This window comes from Embleya australiensis, assembly GCF_051903075.1.
Taxonomy (GTDB): Bacteria; Actinomycetota; Actinomycetes; order Streptomycetales; family Streptomycetaceae; genus Embleya.
The window spans coordinates 106656-126453 of record NZ_CP182425.1 but is presented as its reverse complement, the minus strand read 5'-3'; the positions used below and the strand labels follow the sequence as shown (position 1 = coordinate 126453).

The window sequence follows — 19798 nt, the reverse complement described above, 5'->3', positions numbered from 1 at the left end:
TCCGAGGACGCGACCGGGGCGGTGAACTCTCGGCTTCATCACATCGCACATTCTCTCGGCGCTCAGATCCGGTTGCCCGTGCAGCCCCTTCGAGCCCATTCGCATTCGGGCGCGTGCGCGTAGACGGGGTTCCCGCCTTCTTCGCATGGGAGCTTCCCGACTGGCGCACCGGCGGTCCCCCCCGGGAAGGCGTCGACGGCGCATCCGGAAGGTGATCGTGATGCCGCTGTGCGTCGGTCCGGATGATCCGGTCGACCCGGGGCGGTCCCGGTGACCAGCCCCCAGGGCAAAGGATGGCGTCGATCCACGCCCCGGGGATAGTCCGACGACGCGTGATCTTGCCGGACCTGAGAGCGAGGGCTCTGGAAGGTCCGACGCACAGACAACTCTCGAAAGGCGATCATTTATCATAAGCCCAGTTATCATAAGTGGATCCATGTCAGGGAGATCCCATGTCGAAGCTGGCCAGGCCCGACGAGATGTTCGACCGCGACTACGAGTGGTCGGCGCTGGAGAACTTCGCCACTGACCCGAAGCCCGGCGCCACCCTCGGGGTCGTCTCGGGCCGACGCCGCCAGGGCAAGACATTCCTGCTCCGCGCCCTGTGCCAGGCGACCGGAGGGCTGTACTTCGCAGCGGACGAGGGCACCGACGGTGAATCCCTGCACCGGATCGGACAGGTCGTCGCCGACTACCTCCGCCTCCCCGCCCCCCTCGTCTTCCACGACTGGCACGCCGTCGTCGACGCGCTGCTGTCCCTGGGCCGGGAACGGGCCGTGCCGGTCGTCATCGACGAATTCCCCTACCTGGTGAGAGCGAACTCGCGCCTGCCGTCCATCGTTCAGAACGCGCTCGTACCGCTGCGCGAGGAACGCGACGCCAGTCGCACCAGGCTGCTGCTGTGCGGGTCGGCGATGTCCTTCATGGGCCGCCTCCTCAGCGGCAACGCGCCTTTGCGCGGTCGCGCGGGACTGGAACTGCTCGTACCCACCCTCGACTACCGACTGGCCGCCGAGTTCTGGGGCATCGACGACCCCGAGACCGCCCTGAAGGTCAACGCAATCGTGGGCGGCACACCCGCCTACCGCCGCGAATTCGCCCGCGACGACACCCCGTCGGGACCCGACGACTTCGACGCCTGGGTGATCCGCACCGTACTCTCCGCGTCCAGCCCGCTCTTCCGCGAAGCCCGCTACCTCCTCGCGGACGAACCCGACCTGCACGACGCGGCCCTCTACCACTCCGTGCTCGCGGGCATCGCAGCCGGCAACCACAACCGGGGCGGCATCGCCTCCTACATGGGCCGCAAATCGGGCGACCTCGCGCATCCGCTGACCGTCCTGGAGGACTGTGGCCTGATCACCCGCGAACCCGACGTCTTCAAGGACAACCGCACCACGTTCCGCATCGCCGAACCCCTGGTCACCTTCTACCACTCCGTCATGCGACCCCTGTGGTCCGACCTGGAGCACACCCGCGACGCGACCGCGCTGTGGCAACGCAGCCAACGCCGCTTCGTCGGCAACGTCATGGGCCCCCACTACGAACAGGTCTGCCGCCACTGGACCCGCCACCACGCGGGCCCCGATCTCCTCGGCGACCACCCCTACCGAATCGGTTCCGGAACGATCAACGACCCCGCGCGCAAGACGAACCACGAACTGGACGTCGTCGCCTTCGGCCTCGACGACGACAACCGCCAACCGCTGCTGGCGATCGGCGAGGCCAAGTGGGGCGAGACGATGGGCCTGCTCCACCTCGAACGCCTGCGCCACATCCGGGCCCTGCTCACCGCCCAGAACCGCCACGGAGCCTCGACCGCGAAACTCGTCTGCTACAGCGGCGCCGGATTCACCGCCGACCTGCGCGAGCACGCCGCGGAGGACAGCGACGTACTCCTCGTCGGCGTCGACGATCTCTACCACTGACCAGCGGTGACAAAGTCGTGCTCGGCGCTCGGCAGCGAGTGGACCCGACGAGCGACAACCGGTGCGTGGCTATCGGATGCGCATTTTCCATCTGCACCTTTGGCCTTCCGGGCATCGGCCGCCGGAGTTGCCTGTGACGGGTGAGGCCGGGTCGCACACGGCGGGCCATCCATGATGGGAAGTTCCTGGTGCAGCCGCCGCTCGCGAGTGCATGCCGTCGCCACGACCGTGGTCCCGTCGGTCCGGACTTGGGCGTCTCGACGAGGCGGCGGGCGCTTCGTCTCCGGTGGTATTGCGCGGCTATCAAAGGAAGATGCCCGAGTTCACAGCCCCGGGTAGCAATTGACTCCGCGGTTGTTCCTGCGGGTCGCCCCGGTCAGTAATCCACCCCCGACCAGGTCCCCACGACGCCTGGTCGGGCGCGTCCTCAAGCGCCCGGAGGAACTCGGTGGCGCTCCTGCATGCGGTCGAACACGGGATAGCGGGCGAGTTGCGGCAGTTCCGCGCGCAACACCTCGCAGGCGTCATGCCCGGGGATCGACGTTTCTTTCGGGGCCTTTCCGTAGGCCCGGAAGGGGCTCCGCAGCCGCGTCGAGGCCGAAGCGGGCGCGCAGGTTCACCTCCGAACGCTGTCCGGGACATGTCCCGAACAGCGCGAAGGGTTGCCGAACAGTGTCCAAGACCTTGAATCTCGGTAGTGCGCTGCCCGTGCGACCGGCTTCCGTGAACATTTTCCCAAGGTGGCTGTGTGACGTTGGTGGCGGGAAAGCCCAGGAATTGGGCTGCTCAGGAATCAGTTCCGCGCCGAGATACTCGTCGCGTTCCCGTATGGATCGACAAGGAGTTTGTCGTGGCATCCAGAATTTCCCGTACGATCGCCGTCGCTGCCGCGAGCGCCGGCCTCGTCCTGTCCCTTACCGGCTCCGCCCAGGCCAATTCCGGCGGCGGCAGTTACAGTGCCCGCCTCGCCAACGAATGCGGCTCTACGAGCGGCACTTACCATTGGAAAGATTCCACCGTTTACAACGGCAAGAAGTCCTTCAAGATCGACTGGGATTTCGACCTCAGCGACTTGTGCTCCACCAACGGCTACGCCGTGAGCCTCTACCGGAAGTACGCCAAGTGGACCGGCAGCGCCTGGGTCAATGACGGGAAGTTCCACAAGATCGCTGCCTCAGGGGCCGAAACCAAGGTCGCCGACGTCTACATCTACCTGTGCGAGGTCGGCCGTCCTGCGGGCTGCGTGGGCATTTCCTAGCCCTCGCCACTGAGCGCGCTGAGCCCAGCCCGCCGTGGCCCTGCAGCGCCAACGAAAGATTGCGAGGCGTTACGCCCGAAGGGCGTAACGCCTCGCGCGTCGTTTCCGGGAAACGAGCCTCGCCTTCGAAGAGCTTCAGCAACATCGCGAAGCCGAGGACCCGGCCAGGATGATCGCGTTCGCGCAGCGACAGCTGCTGCGGGCCGCGATGCCGGTCCGGCGGATCGCCCGGTACACCGAGACCGGACCGATCCCGGTCGCGGCCGCCCACGCCATGGACGGCCTGCAGACGCTTCTGGGCGTCGTCGCGGTGACCCGGAACGGGGTGGCCACCGGCGACGTGGATGCCCTCGCCGCGCAGGCGGTCCACCTCCGCAAGGCGCGAGCCTCGCTGGAGCACGCGATCGCCAACGCGGAGATCCCGCCGGACATGCTCGGGTCGGTCGGCGTGTAGGCGGCCGACCCGAGCAACGACGGGGTTCGTCGCGAGTTGGCGGTCCCAGGGGTCGTCGCAGCACGACCACACGTTGCAACGACCCCTGGAACCGTCCTCAATCGCGGGTCAGCCCCACGCGTACGAGATGTTCGGCGAGGTCGATCAGCGCCTGTTCCCGGGTGCCGGCGCGGGTACCGGCGCGATAGACCGGCGTCGGGCTGTCGGCGGGCACGGCCTGCCAGCCCGTACGGCGGGCGCCGCGCCACGCGTGCTCGACGCGGCCCACCACACGGCCGTCCAGCATCGCCCGCCACACGGTGCCGCCGTCGGCCTCGCGCTCGCCGACGAGTTCGAGACGCTCGACCTCCGCCGGGGTGAACGTGTGCAGCCGCGCCCGACGGGCGGCGGCCCGCGCGGTGCCGACCCTCGTACTGGGGGCAACCGTGGTTGCCCCCAGTGGTGGAGATGCCGAGGGCGTGGCCTCCCGCGCGTCGTCGACGCTCGCGGCGGAGTGGGCAACAAGAGTTGCCCACTGCTCTGGGGAGTCGACCGACGGAGGATCGACGGGGGCGCCCTGAACACCGACGGGGGGCGCCGAAGGGGCAACCGGGGTTGCCGCGGTGGACGGACGCGGCCACTTCTTCGCGGCGCCCTGCTTGCTGATCCCCCACGCGGCCCCCAGGCGGCGGTCGCCGACTCCGGCCTCGCGGGCCTCGGCGACGCGCCGCGCGGTCTCGTCCTCGATCGCCGTCGTCAGCGCGCCGAGCGCGCGCACCAGGTCGACGTGGCCACGGCCCATGGGCCCGGCCGAGGTCGGGATCGACAGCCGCCGTGCCCATGACTCGGCGAGCGCGTGGACGTCCTGGGACAGTTCCGCGAGTTCGTGGTCGGTCGGTTCGCGATCCGGTGACCTCATGGGGGCAACTCTAGTTGCCCCATGAGTGTCGTGGCAATGACGACTGACAGCATGTCAGCCGCCTACCAACGGCAATCCGGGCTTGGCGCAGAACGCGTGGCTCACGACCTTGAAGGATAAGCCTATGCAGTTCAACTCTTGAGTTTCCTTGAGAGAACCAACGTCAACTGCTGCGAGCGAACCCGGCGTGAGCCCAGATCGGACGAGTTTCGAATTCCCGACATATACTCCTCGACAATCTGCTCGACTTCCTCGACGGTCATGTCAACCATGACTGCAAGGGATATCAAGAGACCGGCGGTTTCTCCGTTCTCGCCATTACGCTTCCTGGCCGAGACTGCGCGCTGGAACAGGTCCAAAAGATCCCGAACCCGCGCCATCTGGTCCGAGCTGGCATTGCGCAGCTCCTCGCGCAGCCCCCAAGAGACGTGAAGCAACGTAAACATGTCGACAATGTTCGACCATCTGGTTCGGCCGACCCACTTAATGGTATTGCCGAGAAGCGTCAGCAGTTCGAGGAATTCTGCCGAACGATCCTGGTAGTCCTCGAAATCTGCGGAGATCTTGTCATAGCGTTCATCGAGTTCGACTTTCTTGTTGGACAATCCGAAGATGCAGGTGCCGAAGACCTCGGCATAGAACTCCAGATCGCCGCCTCGTTTACGTCGTTCCCCGCTGAACACGCCGGACGACGCGCTTATCTGGTGAGCTGCACAGTCTTTGAGGAAGTCGTTGAACGGGCCGGGCAGCAAAGCATTTCGGAGCTCTTGTTCCGTCAATACCATGTTCACCCTGTTGACACGGGCAAAAACTGCACGCACAAACTCATCGGCAAGGTTGGACAGACGCCGAATCGGGAAACGGTATTGGAAGAACTCCTGTCGCACTTCATCAGGCAGCTCCTTGAAAAGTTTCCCCTCGAACTTCTCGCTTAGCTTCTCGTCCTCCAGCCCGTCCAGCGGAAACTTGTTGTTCAAAAACTCAAGCAGGGAGGTAAGACGCTGCTGGCCGTCGACAACGGATGCGGTCTGCTCTCCTTCCGGAGACGTCTCATACGAGAGATAGATTTCCGGAATCGGATATCCGAGAAGGATGGTCTCCATCAAGGAGACTTTGGCGCGTTCGGGCCAGACGGCCTGGCGCTGGTACTCAGGCTGGAGGATCAGCTCGCCGGACTTGTCCAGCGATCGGAACTCTGCCACCGTTTTCGACTCGATCTCAAACTTGAGTCCGTGATCAGCCATGATGCACGCCCTCCTCGATTGCGCGATCCCGCGCAATGCTTACACTTTTCATCTGGTAGCTTCGAAGCGACTTATGGTTGCGGTACAGTCGGTAATTGATCTCGCAATTCCTGAAGGCTCCGCCAAGGTCCTGAATAAAGAGATCTCTTGACCGTGACCACTGCTCGCCGAAAGATAGTCGCGGCAGCACGATATCGAGAGCGATGCATTCCTCGAAGACCAGCTTGCGAAGGTAATTTTTTTTACTGGAGAAGAGCTCGTCTTCGATTATCTGGCGTAGCTCACTCCATGCCTTGTCGAACAATTCTGGCGAGATCACTGCAATATCCAGATCCGATCCCCCATGAAACTTCCTGAAGTTCTTTTTCGGATTTATTGAATAACCCAAGCGGGCACTTCCGACCAGCTGCACAGCCATCGGATCCACGTCTAGCTCGGTTGCAACCAAGTGTCGCCATTTGACATAGTTAAATTCTTTGGGCCATACCGCAGGTATTCCGTCGAACAGTCGGGCAGTCACAAAGTAGTCGACTTCCTGCCCCAGGGAAACGAATTCCTTCCAAAATTCGGGTAGCCCTGAAACGTGGCTCATCTTTTCTCCCCGGCGAGCGTCGAGCTGAGAATGCACGTGCCATAGCCATTACATATGCGCCACAATAGGCTGCAAGTTAAACCGAAACCAACATCTCGGTCACGCGGGTGCCGTGCCCTCCCCTGTAATCGTGCGGGGATTCTAGCGCGTTTCATCACCTCGCAGGCCGGATCCGTTCGGGCTGTCCCCGTCGCCCACGACACCTCCTTCAAGGTCACGCATGCCTACAACGCGTCCCGCAACGATGGCTATCTGACGAAATATCGCTCTTGGGGTGCTACAGACAACCGGAGCGAAAGCCATGCAGGCGATCTTCGTCGCCCGTCACGCTCCGCAGCCCCAGGCACGGGAGCAAGTGGTTCGGAAGATTTTCACGAGCGGGCAATTTCCTGGGCCAAGGGGCCGTGGGTGGTGATGAGTTCCTCGAGGCGTTCGGCGTCGGAGGTGGGGAGGGAGCGGAGGGCGTGGGTGTACATGTTGGATTCGCGGGTCCAGTGGGCGATCGCGGGGTGGTCGCTGCGGTGTTGTGCGTCGGATAAGTGGGTGCGGGACCAGGCTTCGAGGGTGGTGAGGATGCGGGTGGCTTCGGCTCGGCGTTGCCGTAGGTGAGGGGCATTGGTCATTGCGGTTCTCCTCGGTGGTGGGTGGTGGGTTGGTTACGGTTTCAGGGCTTTGGTCTGGAGCCAGGTGTATGGGTCGATCGGGGCGCCGCCGCCCGGGCGGACCTCCAGGTGTAGGTGGGGGCCGGTGACGTTGCCCGTTGCGCCGACCTTGGCGATGGTTTCGCCGGGTTGCACGCCGCCCTGGGAGCGGACGAACGAGGAGAGGTGGCAGTACCAGGTCACGGTGCCGTCGGGGTGGCGCAGCACGAGGCGGTTGCCGTACGCGCCCGCCCAGCCCGCCTCGACGATCTCGCCGGCGCCCACCGCTCGCACGTTGGTGCCCTCGTCGGCCGCGAAGTCCAGGCCGGTGTGGTTGTTGGCCCAGCGGTCGCCGGACTGGCCGAAGCGGGCGGTCAGGGTGTACGAGGCCAGCGGGAGGGTCCAGCCGCCCTCCCCCTCACCGCCTCCCCCGTTCGCCGGTGATGGGGCGGTGGCGAGTTGGGCCAGGACCGAGGGGCGCACGACCACGCTCTTGGACCAGTAGCCGGAGTCGCGGAAGTGGGCGTAGCGCACGTTGAAGCCGGTTTTGGGCGCCTCGATGATCGTGTCGTCGCCGAATCCGGGGATCGAGCCGACGTACATGCCCACGTGGCCCGTGTTCGGGAAGACCAGGTCGCCCGGGAGCAGCGGCTGCCCGGTCACCTTCGGGCCGGCGTCGATCTGGCCGTATGTGTCCCGGGGCAGCTTCAGGCCCGCCCCGCGTAGGTAGGCCATCTGCATCAGGCTGCTGCAGTCGCAGTGGCGGGCCATGTCGGTTCCGTGTGCGTCGGTGCAGTCGCCGCCGTAGGAGTACGAGGTGCCCAACTGCTGCTGGGCCCAGGCGATGATCGCCGTGATGCCCTCGCCGGTCGCGGCGAGCGGTGCGGCGAGTTCGGCCGCGGAGGCCTTGATGATGCGCACGTACTCCTGGGTCTGCGCGTACGGCGGGACGCCCTGGTATTTCCGGACCGCGTTCGGGCCGGCGTTGTAGGCCGCCAGCATCAGGTCGATCGGGTCGCCGGGAATGCCGGCGACCTCCTTGACGACCACGCAGTCGTAGTTGGCCATCGAGTGGATGGCGTCGATCGGGTCGAACGGGTCCTTGCGGCCGTCGCCGTTGCCGTCGACGCCGTAGGAGGTCCAGGTGCCGGGCATGAACTGCGCCAGGCCCTGGGCGCCGACCTCGCTCACCGCGCGCGGGTCCCATGCGCTCTCCTGTTTCAGCTGGGCCGCGAGCAGCGCCGGGGTGAGTTGCGGGCACTGCTTGGCGGCTTGCTCGATGTGCGGGCGGTACTCGGCGGGGATCTTGGCGTCTTCGCGCAGGGCGCCCCCCGTACCCGCGAACGCCGCGCCGCCGCCACTGTCGTCGCCGAACAGCAGGACCGGAATCAGCACGATGAACAGCAGCATCCCGGCCAGCACGGACACCACGAAACGCACCACCGCGAACCCCCGAATCCATGTGCGAGCAAGCAGATGAGTAAGTGGTCGAGCGGTTCGGCGAGTGACCGTCGCACGAAGCGGATGAGGTGAGGAGCAAGGGAAAGAAGGGCGGCTCCTCCGGACACCCTCGCCACAAGGCGCGGGCCTCCGCGGCCGGTTCCCGGGTCTACGCCGACTTCGGTCCGGTCGCGCTCAAAGTGACGTGGCCCGCGCCACGCGCCATGTGCCGTCGCTCGCGCGGCGCAGTTCGACGCTCAGCGGTGCCGGGTCCTCCCGGTTCACCTCGCCGTCGCGGGCCATCACCTGCCAGGCGCTCACCTGGACGAAGACGGTGTCCGGGCCGTTCGGCGCGGCCGGGACCACCTCGGCGTGGTCGATGCGGACGGTGACCACGCCGCGTTTGGCGGCGAAGGCCCGCCACCCGGCGTTCCCCCGAGCGGAGGTCGCACCCGAGGGCGGCAGGCTCCGGAGGCAGGTCTCGGTGGCGAAACGCGCCAACTCGCGCTGCCACGACGGCGGGTCCTGATCCCAGCGGTAGGACAGGTACACCTCGGCGAACGCCCCCGCGACCGCGGCCGGGTCCGCGAAGTCCACGCCGGACCGCGCCGACACGGGCGGCGGGATCGTCCTGGTGGGCGGCAGCTCGGACGGGGTCGACGCCGGCGGGGCGGCTATCCCGGTGGACGCCGGGGGGCGGGTTGCCGCTGCCCTGGTCGCCCCGGCGGCGCCCCCGGGCCCGTTCTCCGGTGTACCGCCCGGAAACGCGCACCCGCTCGCGCACACCCCCACCAGCACGATCGCCGCCGCGACGGCGCGCACGCGCCTCACCCGCCCACCCCCGCCGGCCGAACCCCCGACGCCGCCGCCCCCGACTCCCGGGCGCGCTCGGCCCATCCCTGCGCCCACACCGCCTGCGCGTGGCCCGCCTTGTGTCGCCCAGCGCCTGCGCACTTGTGCTGGTCCCACATCCGCCACCGCCCGTGGGCCCGCTGCAGCGCCTCCATCCAGCCCAGCGGCGCCCCGCGCGGCGCGTCGGGCACCTCGTAGGCATCGGTGAACGCCAGCTGCAGCGCGGTCAACTCCCATACCAGCACCGGGTGTTCATACCAGCACCCGGGCAGCACGTCGGCCACCGGGAAGACCGAAACCAGCCACTCCACCCAGTCGATCAGGCGCTCCCACGCCTCCCGGGTCGCGTCCGCGTCCAGCACTCGCCAGTCGTAGTCCGCCGCGACCGGCCCCTCCCCCGCGGCCCCCGCGCCACCCGCACCCCCGCCGGCCTCCAGCGCCTGCAGCCGCGCCACCACGCTCTGCTGCTGTTCGGCCAATCGCAGCAGCAGGCTCTCGAGTTCCGCCAGATACTCCTCGTCCGCCTGCCCCGCCGCAGTGCTCATCCGGCGACACCCCCCGCGATGCCCATCCGGGCGTACATCGCGTCCCGCGACTCCGCGAGTTCCTTCGCGTCCTCGCGCTCCCACCACGGCGTCAACACCGTCTCGATCGGCGGCAGGTTGCGGGTGAACAACAGCGCGTGCCCGACCGGCAGTTGACGGATGTCGGACCGCTCCAACACCGGCACCCGGCGCACCGACCGGCTGAACGTCATCCGGCCCTCGGCGTAGCTGTCGCCCGGGGTGTACTCGTCGAACTGCCCGGACATCTCGGCCAGGTTCCCCAGATCCGCCGGGTCCGACAGGCCGCCCAGGATCAGCTTGACCGAACACGTCTCCCACATCGCCGCCGCGCCCGCCTCCTCCCACCGGGCCCGCGCCTGCCAGCGCGACTGCATCGCCGCGATCGTGGTGATGCCCTTGCCGCCGCCGTCCGACATCAGGTTCGGCAACGACGGGATCGGCGCGATGTTCGTGCACTCGTCCAGCACCAGCGACAGCGGCGGGTCCAGGCGCGAGCCCACCGAGCGCTGCGCGAGGTCCTGCGCGACGCGCACGATATCCTCGATGAACGCGCAGATCAGCGGCGCCACCGAGATCTGCGAGCTGCGCGAGCCCAGGATGTACAACGTCCCCTTGCGCCTGAGGAAGTCGGCCGCGTCGAACGCCTCGTTCGAGGCGACGTCGCAGCCGGCCAACACGCGCGGGTCGGCGAACGCGTCGAACGCGCGCTGCACCACCGCCCACACGCTGCCGCGCAGGCGCGGGTCCGACGCCTGGAGCTCGGCGAGTTGGTCGGCCCACATCGGCGCCGCGTCCGGGTGCGTGCGCAGGATGCTCACCGGGGTGCGGTCGTCCGGGTTCATCGACCACTCCAGGACCGCGCGCACGGTGCATCCGCCGAGGTCGGCCGCGTGCAGGTAGGCGCGCAGCACGGCGGTGGCCATGCCGGCGAAGAACTCGCCGTTCTCCACGTTCTTGCCCGCCACCCCCGATCCGGCGACGAAACCGGCCGAGCGCTGGATCGCCACCAGCGGGTCCGCGCAGCCGGCCACCGGGGACCAGCGCAGCCGGTCCATCCCGGAGGTGATGTGTTGCGGGTCGAACACGTACACCGGGCCCTTGCGGGCGCGGGCCGCGTGGGTGACGGGCAGGGTGTCCAGGCGGGTGCTCGTGGTGATCACCGCGCCGGGGGCGCCCAGGATGCGGTCGACGATGTAGTACATGGTCTTGCCCATGCGCTCGGCGGCCACAAGCAGTCCCGACCACTCGTACAGCCCCCACAGCGGACGCCGGGTACCGGCCTCGCGGCCCAGCGAATACGCCACCTCCCCCGGCTCCACACCCTTGCGGCCCGCGAGCGAGGGCCGTACCACGGAGGCCTTGGCGAGCACGGCCTCGGTCGAGAGCAGGCCGTCGATGTCGGCGGGGGCGGCGAATCCCGGACGTCGCTTGCCGATTCGAGCCCGCAGCCGCCACACGGCCCAGCCGAGTACGCCGGCGATAGCGCCCAGCAGCACCGCCAGGACCGCGTACACCGCGACCGGCCCGCCGACGTCGGCGCGGGCGCCGGCGGGCCAGGCCGCGCGGGGATCACCCACGTGGGCGACCCAGCGGATCGCCACCGACGGCGCGCTCCCCGGGCCCGCGCCCGGCCACGCCCCGTGGGTGAACACACCCGCGAGTTGCCCGGCCAGCCACGCCGTCCACACCACCGTCGCGCCCAGCGCCAACGTGCACAGGCCCAACAAGACCCGGGCCCGGATCTCCTCGGGCTCACCGGACGTGATCTTGCCTTTGTTCCGGCCCTTCATCCCGCCCTCGGCCCGGTTCACACGCCCACCCCCGAGGCCGTCGACACCGCGTCGGTCCCACACGCGGTCGGCTCGGGGGCGGCGGTCGTACCGTCGGCGGTGTCCCCCACGTGGGTCATCCGGCTGTCCGTCTGGACCATCTCCTTCTCGATCCGGCTCAACCGATGCTTGACCACGTGATATTGGGTACCGATGTTCCACACCGCGACCCCCTGCTTGAGCCGCTTGAGCAGGTCGGTCACCACATCCGAGGTGCCCAGGAACTCCCGTGCCTGGGCCAGGCTCCCCTCCGACTGCCGATAGGAGATCCGCACGCCGGTGTCCTCGATCAGCCCCCGCGCCATCCGCACGATCTCGCTGTCCCCGTCGCCGACGGCCGCCAGATCGGAGAAGCGGTGGAACCCGATCACGTTCGACATCCCGTACGCCCGCGCGATCTTGAACTGCTCCCGCAACCGCCGCACCAGCGGCAGATAGCGCGCGATCAACGCGAACTCGTCGTAGACGACGATGCGCTGCTCTCCGTCCGGCCGGGACAACTCCGCCTCCAGCCACGACTGGGCGCACGTCATCGCCATCGCCGTCATCTCGTCGGAGGAACGCATCGCGGACAGATCGAGCACGGTGCCGTCGGCCGAGAAGTCGAGATTCGACGTCGACACGCCGTCGAAGATCCCCGACAGCGGCCCGTGCACGATCCGGTACAGCGCCATCCGCGCGTTGGACGCGTTCTCCAGCAACCGCTGCGGATCGACGCTGATCCGCGCCGCGTCCGTGCGCCACCGGTGCGGATCGCTCATGCCCTCCAGCAACTGCCCGAGCGTCGGATCCGCGCGACGCCCCGCGCTCGTACCGTCGTGTTCGCGGGTCAGCGCGTCCATCCCGAAGGTAACCGCGGTGCGCTCCGCGTCGGTCAGCCGCTGCCCCTTCTCGATCTCCAACAGGCCCTCAACCAAGAGCAGTCGGCGGGTGCGCTGGTGGGCCAGCCACGCCTCCTCGGTCTGGCCGGGCGCGCGCCGCACCCCCTGGAGCGGGTTCATCCGGGCGGACAGCCCCGGGCCCACCCGCAGCGGGGTCACCCCGGTCGCCGCGGCCAGCGGCCCGTACTCGCCCTTGATGTCCGCGCTGATCGAGAACTTCACCCCGAACGGCACGTTGCGGAACACCAGGCACTTCAGCAGCGACGACTTGCCGGACCCGATCTCGCCGATGACCACCACGTTGGGGGCGGTCAACAGCCCGGCCCGGTACAGCTCGTGCACGGAGAACGTGAACGCGGTCCGGGAGAACACGTCGAACCCGATCAGCGGCCCGTCCACCGCCAGACCGGCGTCGTTGGTGAACGGGAACCACGAGCGCAGGTGCGCGGTGGTCGTGGTGTGCGGCTGCACCCGCATGCGCCGCGCCACCCGGCCCGCCGCCCGGCCGAACGTTCCCCGCCCGTCGGCCGGCGGCGGCCCGGTCAGCTTCTCCCAGGCCGACTCGGCGCGCGAGCGCCGCCGTTCCAGCCGCCTGCTCGCCCGCTCCGCGTCGCGGGACTCGGCCAGGCGGCGCAGTTCGTCGGCCCGATTGCCCTCGCGGACCAGGCCCCGGTCGCGACGTGCCACTCAGATCACCCCCCGCATCGGGGCGAGCCCGTACGCCAGTGGCAACGCGCCCGCCAGGAACGCCTGGTCCTGCTCGCCGTAGAGCACCACCGACTCGCAGCCCGCCTGGGACAACTTGCGTCGCACCACCCGCATCTCCTTCTCCAGCGCGGCGACGTCCGCCGCGGTGACCGTCACGAACATCGAGTAGCGGACCCGGGTGAACCCGGCGGCGACCTCCTCGTCCTCGCGCGAGGCGGCCCGCGCCTCCTGACGTTGTCGGGCGCCCTCGACCAACTTGAGCTTCTGCCGGGTACGCCGGTCGCCCTCGTGCGCGACCATCTGGCGCCGCGACATCGCCTCGGCCTTGGCCGTCGACAGGGGCTGGGCGACCAGGGTCACCGACCGCCGGCACGAGGTCTGGTTGAGCACCGGTGTCAGCCAGTTGCGGCCCACCTCGCGCACCGGCAACTGGTGCACCCACACCGTCTGGGACCAGCCCGAGTCGTGCCGGAAGTACGCCCAGTGCGACTCGGTCGCGGCGGGTCCGGCCAGTCGCGGGTCCACCCCCTCGGCGGCGCCCTCCCCGTCCACCCCGCGTGCCTCGAGGGTGGTCAGGTCGCCGGGGTCGAACTGGGTGCGCAGCACGGCGGCCAGGCCGCGCGGGGACAACCAGCCCTCCGTACCCACACCCGCGTCCAGCACGCCCTGTTCGAGCGCGCCCAACGCGTCCACCACCACCGCCGCAATCGCCGCGTCGGTCCCACCGGCCTCCTTGACCTGCGCGGACAACCGCGCCAGATCGAACCGCACGGCCAGGTACACCTCATGCCGCAGCGTGGACGGCGCCGAGGCCGCGACGAGTTGCTTCAGCGACGTCGCGGCGAGCGTGTCCGGACGCACCATCCGGGTCCGGATGAAGCGTTGCGCCCGGTTCGCGCCGTCGGGGACGGTGCGCTCCATCACCGACCACGACGCCAGCGACTCGTCGTCGCCGAACGAGCGCATCACCGAACCCCAGTCCACCACCCGGCGCTCCTGCAACGAGGAGTCCTCCAGGATCGTGTTGGTGCCCTGGCAGCGCAGCACCGCCACCACGTGGCGCGCGTGCCGGTCGTGGATCAACCCCACCTCGCGCTGCCCGTCCGGCGCCCGCGCCGGCAACCACACGCAACCGGCCAACGCCCCTGGCAACTCCATGTGCTCCTGGACGCCGTTGCGCGCGAACGGGCCGCCCCGGTACACGTTCTGGCGCATGCCGCGCTGGGCCAGGTAGGCCCAGATCACCGGTGCCCAGGCGGTGAGGGAACGACCGCTCCAGCGAGCCATCGCGATTACCAGGAAGACACCGGTGACGGCGATCCAGATGATCCTCAGCGGCCAGTTATCGGATCTGATGATGGCCACACCACCGAGCAGCGCCGCCACCAGCGCGCCCAACCGGCCGAGGGTGAACCCCATCAGCACACCGCGCGACTCCAGCGGCGAGAACTTGAACCTCATCGCACCCCCCACGGCTCATCGCCGCTGTGACTGTTGTGTCCGTTGCCCGGGACCGGGTCCGACGCGGGGTCGGGAGTCGGGGAGGACCCGACGGAGATGCCGCCGCCCGAACTGCCCACGCCTGCCGAGCCGTTCCCGCCGCGGTAGCCGCCGGCGGCACCGGCACCGGCGAGGGCGACGTCGGCGGCCATCTGCTCGTTCTCCGAGGAGGATCCGGAGCCCGGACCCGAGCCGCCGGTCAGCGGGCCCATCGCCTCGTCCGCCATGTCCCCGCCCGGATTCAGGGAATCGGGATCGTTCCCGTCCTCGGGCACGTCCGGTGATTCGTCGGGGCCGGAGCCCGCGTCGTCCCCGGGCGTCGCGCCCAGCGGATCGGTCGACTCGTCCGTGCCGTTCCCGGCGGATCCGCCGCTCGACGCGGAACCCTCATCGTCCATGTCCGTGTCGTCGTCGCCGGAATCGCCGCCCATCCCCGACTCCACGTCCGCCAGGTTGGCGTCCATCTGCGACGCGGGCGAGACTCCCGGAGCGTTCTCCCCGCCGCCCGGCGCCGCGGGGGTGGCATCCTCCTCCTCGCCGCCTCCGCCGAACGCCGCCTTCTTGGCGGCGTTCGCCATCTTGCCGCCGACGTCCGAGCCGATGCCGGTGGCCTGCGCGTCGATGAAGGAGAACATCTTCATCAGCGCGAACGGCGAGTAGACCATGATCCAGATCATTCCGAGGCCGCTGAGGACCGCCACCAACGAGTCGCCCTGGCCGATGAGTTGCCCCGCCAGCAGCCACAGCGCCGCGATCACGAACTTGCTCCACGCCAACGCCGTGAAGTTCCAGAACCACTTGCGCGCCCAGGTACGGGTGTGCGGATGCGCCTGACCCAACATCGCGATCGCCCCGAACAGGGCGGCCGCGTACAGCTCGATGCCCCGGACGAACATGATCACCATCAGCGCGATCAACCCGATGATCGCGAAGATCGCGGCCAAGAGCACCACGATGGCCATCCCGCCGGTGCCCATCATGTCGCCCAACTGGTCGGCGAACTGCTGTGAGCTCCACTCGACCTTCGCGGCGTTCGAGTTCCGGAGCGATTCGGTGCATTGATCGGAGAGCTGGACCATCAGGTCGGCGGCCTTGGCCGCGAGACAGATCCCCAACACCGCCCGGATCAGACCGCCCACCGACGCGGGCACGTGACCGAACTTGTCCGAGGCGATGTTCAAGAGCACCGCCGCGACGAAGAAGACGAACACCAGCGCCAACAGCACCGCGGACACCGCGTTGTACACCGACATGAAGGCGGCGCCGTGCAGATCCGGGGCAGTCGCCGTGAACACGAATCCGGCCGCCTTCGCGAACAGCGTCACGGCGCTCTCCGCCGCTGCCCTGACCAGCTGGTCGAGGCCCTTTTTCATCAGCCAGTCCGCGAAGGCCCCGGGCAGCTTGAGGAGTTTGCCCGGCGCCGCGACGATCGTCTTCACCGTGTCCTTGACCACGTCCGGAACGATGTCCCCGAAACTGACCTTGAACGACTCGCCGCTCTTGTCCAGCAGGGACGCTTTGACCTTCTCCGGATCACACGTGCGCGACATGGGATCCCCCTTGGGGATCACGTCGCAGTGGATGTTTCCGTCGGTACCCAGCAGGCCGGGGAACGTCCCGAAGTAGGTGCAGGTGGACCAGTCCGTCGTCGGCTTCGGCATGCGCTCGCCGCACGGCATGACGGAGTCGTTCTGGATCCAGGGGACGGTCGGCCAGGCCTTGCTCAACCCCTCGATGACCTTCCCCAACCAAGGCTGCGTACTCGGCGGCACCACGTTGAGGTCGTTGGTGCGGCCACCCGTGATCCGGGCACGGATCCCCGCCGGATCACAGTTGCCCGCCAACGCGTGGCCATCGGGCAGCCGTTCGCAGTGGACCTTGCCGTCCCAGCCCAGGAACCCGGCGGGCGTGAGCAGCCCATACGTGCGACAAAGGTCGTAGACCTCGGGCGAGGACCCCGCGCAGTCGATCGTGTTGGCCTTGATCCAGGGTACGTCCGGCCAGGCCATGTTGAGCTGCCCCGCGACGACCGGGAGTTTCGGGTCCGGCGGGGGCTTGGGCGGGGCGGGCGGCGGCGGGTCGGTGGTGCGACCGCCGGTAATCTCCTTACGGATCTTGATCGGATCGCACTTCTTGGCGAGTTTGTGATCGGGCGGGAGAACCTCACAGTGGATCCGGCCATCCAGACCCAGGAACCCGGGCAGTGCCCCCGGACCGTACGTCTCGCACTGATTCCGCATTTCCTTCTGCGACAACATGCGGCAGTCCATGCTGGGCAACGACAGCCAACCCACGTCCGGCCACGCGGATTTCAGATCCGGATGGATGGGGGGATTGGGATTCTGCGGCGGCGGATCAGCCGCCCGCGCGCTCCCCGCCCCGAGCAGCCCCGCGACCAGGACGAACACCAGCAGCAAACCCACCCGGCGCCACACACCGTCACGGACCATCGCCCGCCACCCCCGACGCGGCCAGCACGACCGTGAACCGATCCGCGGTGTCCGGCTGTCCCAGCGTCGCCGGCACCGGCCCGGGCTGCGGCTCGTTCAGGAGCACGATCCGCCACCCGTCGTCCACCCACCGCACGCGGGCACCCATCGTCACCCACGACGACATCGGCGTCATCTCCGGCGTGCGGCCGTCGGTCTTCAACCCGACCAGGTTCAACCCCCACACCAATGCCCTGACCTGCCCGTCCGGCTCGCTCTGCGTGATCACCCGCAGCGGCACGAACTGGTTGACCGCGCCCGGGCGATCGCTGGAGAACGTCGACGCGGCAAGCCGGTCGATCTGCTCCTGCGGGGTGCCCGCCAGGACGATCCGGCGCGCGTACTCCACCCCGGCCTCCCGTGGACCCGTGCTGAGCGCGAAGACGTTGCGCAGATACGCGGCCAGCGCCTGCCCCGCACCCTCGGTCGTGTTCGGGTACGAGGGCGCCTGACTCGTCCGCACCGGCGTCCACGGCGCGCCGGCGGGAGTTCCGGCGGTCCCGGGCTTGCCGGCGTCGGTGCCCGCCGGTCCGGCCACATCGGACGCGGGGGCTTCGGCCGGCGCCGAACTGCGCCCCCAGTACCAGGCCCCGCCCGCCAGACCTGCGACGAGTACCAGGATCATCAACACCACGAGCGGACGCGGCCGACCCGCCTGCGCGGACGTGTACCCCACGCCCGCCCGACGCCCGCCCCTCACTTGGTCACCGTGTCCACGACGAACCCGCAGATCGCCCCGGACGCACCCAGGATGGCGACGCCACCCAGGGCCTTCCACATGAACGTCTTGCCCTGCGCGGACACGTGGTGGCTGCCGAAGATCGGCCCGACCATCCACATGATCGCGCCGCCGGCCAGGGCGGCGATGGCCATCGAGAACCCGATCCACAACATGCCGTTGGCGATGGTGTCCAGAACGCCGCTCTTCGGGACCGCGGTCGGGTCGGGCTTGAACTTGGTGTAGTCGAAGTTCGAACCCGTGCCGGTGCCGCCACTGGGCGCCGGATTGGGCTTGGGGTCGTCCGCCGGATACGCCAACGCGGCGTGCACCCGCAGGAAGGCGTGCGTCAGAGAGTTCATGTCGTTTCCTTAGAAGTCGTGGGGCCCGCCTGCGCGGACGCGGTCGATTCCCAACCCGCCACCACGGCGGCGGCGATCTCCAACAGGGCGCCGCGGGCGGCCTTGCCCAACGCCGTCGGACGCACCGGCTCCGGCTTGGCCAACTCGCGGTCGTAGGGCAGCCGCACCACCGCGCGCACCTGCCGCGCCAGCACCCGCTCTCCGGCCCGCACCTCGCGCGGCGGACCCGGCGCGACCTCGTTGACCACCACCACCGCGCCGTCCACCAGCCGGTCGTGGCCCAGCGAGCGCAACCAGGCCAGGAACGCCAACGCGTGCTCGGTTCCGTCGCTGCTCGCCCGCGCCACCAGCACGGCCGTCGTCGAACGCCGCAACGCCTGCTCGCACACCGCGTCGCCGGCGGCCGGTGCGTCCACCAGGACCAGCGGATACGCGCCGCGCAGGCGGGTCAGCACCCGATACAGCGCCCCTGCGGTCATCGGCGGCCGCGCCCCGTCGCCTCCCGGCCGGGACTCGCCCGCGAGCATCTCCAGCCCCGTCGGGCCCTGGTGCGTGAACGCCCGCGCCTCGTGGTGGGGCATCGCCTCCGACCCCTCCCGCGCGAGCAGGTCGTTGAACGTCGCCTCCCCCGGCGGCCCCACCCGCGCCGGCAACCCGCTCCACGCCCGGGTACCGGCGTCGATCGCCAACGGCGGAGCCGCCTCCGGCGCCGCCAGCGCCAACAACGCCCCGAGCGCGGCGGTCACCGTCGACACCCCCACGCCGCCGGCGGGCGCGGTCAACGCCACCACCGGCGCCCGCGCGGGCAATCCCGCCATCGCCGTCCACACCGCGTGGGTGTACGCGGACATCGGCAGGCCCTTGGGAACCGGACGCGTGCCGCCGGCGGCCGGGGCGGTCGGCGACACCGACGCCCCGTTCGGCGGAGCGGGCGGCGTCGCGGCGACCGCCCGCTCCGCCGAACCGGCGGAATCCCTCTCCGATACCGGTACCGTCCGCCGCCCCGCCAGGGACACCGTCTCGCTCACGACCCCTCCCCCTGCCGCCGCGCCCGCCGCACCGAGGTCAGGTCGTCCAGCCGACTGCGCAACTCGCGCTCGTCCCGGCCCGCGACGGCCAGGTAGGACGCCTGGACTTCGCCCGCGTCGTCGAGGAAGTCCTCCATCACGTTCAACGTCTCCGGCGCGAACGGGTCGGTGACCAGCCGATACGCGATCCGGTACGCCTGGCGCCGCGCCCGCGCGAGGCACAACTCGTCCGGGTCCAGACCTTCGGCGCCGTCCTCGGTGAGCCCGAAGTCCGGCTCGAAACCGTCCGGGTCGAACGGGCCCGGCTCGAAGCCGCCCCGTTCGAACCCTTCGGGCACCGACCACATCGGTGTCGGCTCGGTCATCACCACTCCCCCGCTGCGCCGGACGGACACCGACGAAGGTGCGCC

General features: G+C 69.1%; 17 protein-coding genes and 1 pseudogene. 3 read left to right on the top strand and 15 right to left on the bottom strand.

What is annotated here, in order from left to right:
* Positions 1 to 452: 452 nt before the first annotated feature.
* The 3 genes and pseudogenes from ACMXN5_RS50670 to ACMXN5_RS50660 all read left to right on the top strand — a co-directional run.
* Entirely contained in the window at positions 453 to 1928 is a 1476-nt protein-coding gene (locus tag ACMXN5_RS50670) for an AAA family ATPase (protein ID WP_439681758.1), read from the top strand.
* 850 nt (positions 1929 to 2778) lie between these two features.
* On the top strand, positions 2779 to 3186 hold the full coding sequence (locus ACMXN5_RS50665) for a hypothetical protein (RefSeq protein ID WP_439681757.1): 408 nt from the start codon (positions 2779 to 2781) through the stop codon (positions 3184 to 3186).
* A gap of 148 nt (positions 3187 to 3334) precedes the next feature.
* Positions 3335 to 3640 (top strand): annotated as a pseudogene (locus tag ACMXN5_RS50660) (DUF6245 family protein); the annotation flags it as partial.
* Positions 3641 to 3737: 97 nt separating this feature from the next.
* On the opposite strand, the gene ACMXN5_RS50655 reads toward ACMXN5_RS50660, so the two are convergent.
* The 15 genes from ACMXN5_RS50655 to ACMXN5_RS50585 form a co-directional block, all read right to left on the bottom strand.
* The gene (locus ACMXN5_RS50655; RefSeq protein ID WP_439681755.1) at positions 3738 to 4538 is read right to left on the bottom strand and encodes a hypothetical protein; all 801 of its coding nucleotides are present in this window, start codon (positions 4536 to 4538) and stop codon (positions 3738 to 3740) included.
* Positions 4539 to 4669: 131 nt separating this feature from the next.
* The gene (locus ACMXN5_RS50650; protein WP_439681754.1) at positions 4670 to 5782 is read right to left on the bottom strand and encodes a DUF262 domain-containing protein; all 1113 of its coding nucleotides are present in this window, start codon (positions 5780 to 5782) and stop codon (positions 4670 to 4672) included.
* A complete protein-coding gene (locus ACMXN5_RS50645) occupies positions 5775 to 6374 on the bottom strand; it encodes a hypothetical protein (protein WP_439681753.1) in 600 nt (199 codons plus the stop codon). The genes ACMXN5_RS50650 and ACMXN5_RS50645 overlap by 8 nt, the downstream gene beginning before the upstream one ends.
* 371 nt (positions 6375 to 6745) lie before the next feature.
* A complete protein-coding gene (locus tag ACMXN5_RS50640; RefSeq protein ID WP_439681752.1) occupies positions 6746 to 6997 on the bottom strand; it encodes a hypothetical protein in 252 nt (83 codons plus the stop codon).
* Positions 6998 to 7030: 33 nt separating this feature from the next.
* Positions 7031 to 8458: a peptidoglycan DD-metalloendopeptidase family protein gene (locus ACMXN5_RS50635; RefSeq protein ID WP_439681751.1), complete on the bottom strand. Its 1428-nt coding sequence runs from the start codon at positions 8456 to 8458 to the stop codon at positions 7031 to 7033.
* A 192-nt stretch (positions 8459 to 8650) separates the two neighbouring features.
* Positions 8651 to 9286, bottom strand: coding sequence for a hypothetical protein (locus ACMXN5_RS50630; protein WP_439681749.1), 636 nt, complete (start codon positions 9284 to 9286; stop codon positions 8651 to 8653).
* The gene (locus tag ACMXN5_RS50625) at positions 9283 to 9852 is read right to left on the bottom strand and encodes a hypothetical protein (protein WP_439681748.1); all 570 of its coding nucleotides are present in this window, start codon (positions 9850 to 9852) and stop codon (positions 9283 to 9285) included. The genes ACMXN5_RS50630 and ACMXN5_RS50625 overlap by 4 nt, the downstream gene beginning before the upstream one ends.
* Positions 9849 to 11684: a type IV secretory system conjugative DNA transfer family protein gene (locus tag ACMXN5_RS50620; RefSeq protein WP_439681747.1), complete on the bottom strand. Its 1836-nt coding sequence runs from the start codon at positions 11682 to 11684 to the stop codon at positions 9849 to 9851. The genes ACMXN5_RS50625 and ACMXN5_RS50620 overlap by 4 nt, the downstream gene beginning before the upstream one ends.
* A complete protein-coding gene (locus ACMXN5_RS50615) occupies positions 11681 to 13270 on the bottom strand; it encodes a hypothetical protein (RefSeq protein WP_439681745.1) in 1590 nt (529 codons plus the stop codon). Before ACMXN5_RS50615 ends, ACMXN5_RS50620 begins: the two co-directional genes overlap by 4 nt.
* Positions 13271 to 14752, bottom strand: a complete 1482-nt coding sequence (locus ACMXN5_RS50610) for an SCO6880 family protein (protein ID WP_439681744.1) — start codon at positions 14750 to 14752, stop codon at positions 13271 to 13273. It lies immediately after the preceding gene.
* Positions 14749 to 17241, bottom strand: a complete 2493-nt coding sequence (locus ACMXN5_RS50605; protein WP_439681743.1) for a hypothetical protein — start codon at positions 17239 to 17241, stop codon at positions 14749 to 14751. Before ACMXN5_RS50605 ends, ACMXN5_RS50610 begins: the two co-directional genes overlap by 4 nt.
* Entirely contained in the window at positions 17231 to 17980 is a 750-nt protein-coding gene (locus tag ACMXN5_RS50600) for a hypothetical protein (RefSeq protein WP_439681742.1), read from the bottom strand. The genes ACMXN5_RS50605 and ACMXN5_RS50600 overlap by 11 nt, the downstream gene beginning before the upstream one ends.
* Positions 17977 to 18360: a hypothetical protein gene (locus ACMXN5_RS50595; protein ID WP_439681740.1), complete on the bottom strand. Its 384-nt coding sequence runs from the start codon at positions 18358 to 18360 to the stop codon at positions 17977 to 17979. The genes ACMXN5_RS50600 and ACMXN5_RS50595 overlap by 4 nt, the downstream gene beginning before the upstream one ends.
* The gene (locus ACMXN5_RS50590) at positions 18357 to 19388 is read right to left on the bottom strand and encodes a MinD/ParA family ATP-binding protein (RefSeq protein WP_439681739.1); all 1032 of its coding nucleotides are present in this window, start codon (positions 19386 to 19388) and stop codon (positions 18357 to 18359) included. The genes ACMXN5_RS50595 and ACMXN5_RS50590 overlap by 4 nt, the downstream gene beginning before the upstream one ends.
* Positions 19385 to 19753 (bottom strand): hypothetical protein, encoded by a 369-nt coding sequence (locus ACMXN5_RS50585; RefSeq protein ID WP_439681738.1) that lies wholly within the window; start codon positions 19751 to 19753, stop codon positions 19385 to 19387. The genes ACMXN5_RS50590 and ACMXN5_RS50585 overlap by 4 nt, the downstream gene beginning before the upstream one ends.
* Between the last annotated feature and the right edge of the window lie 45 nt (positions 19754 to 19798).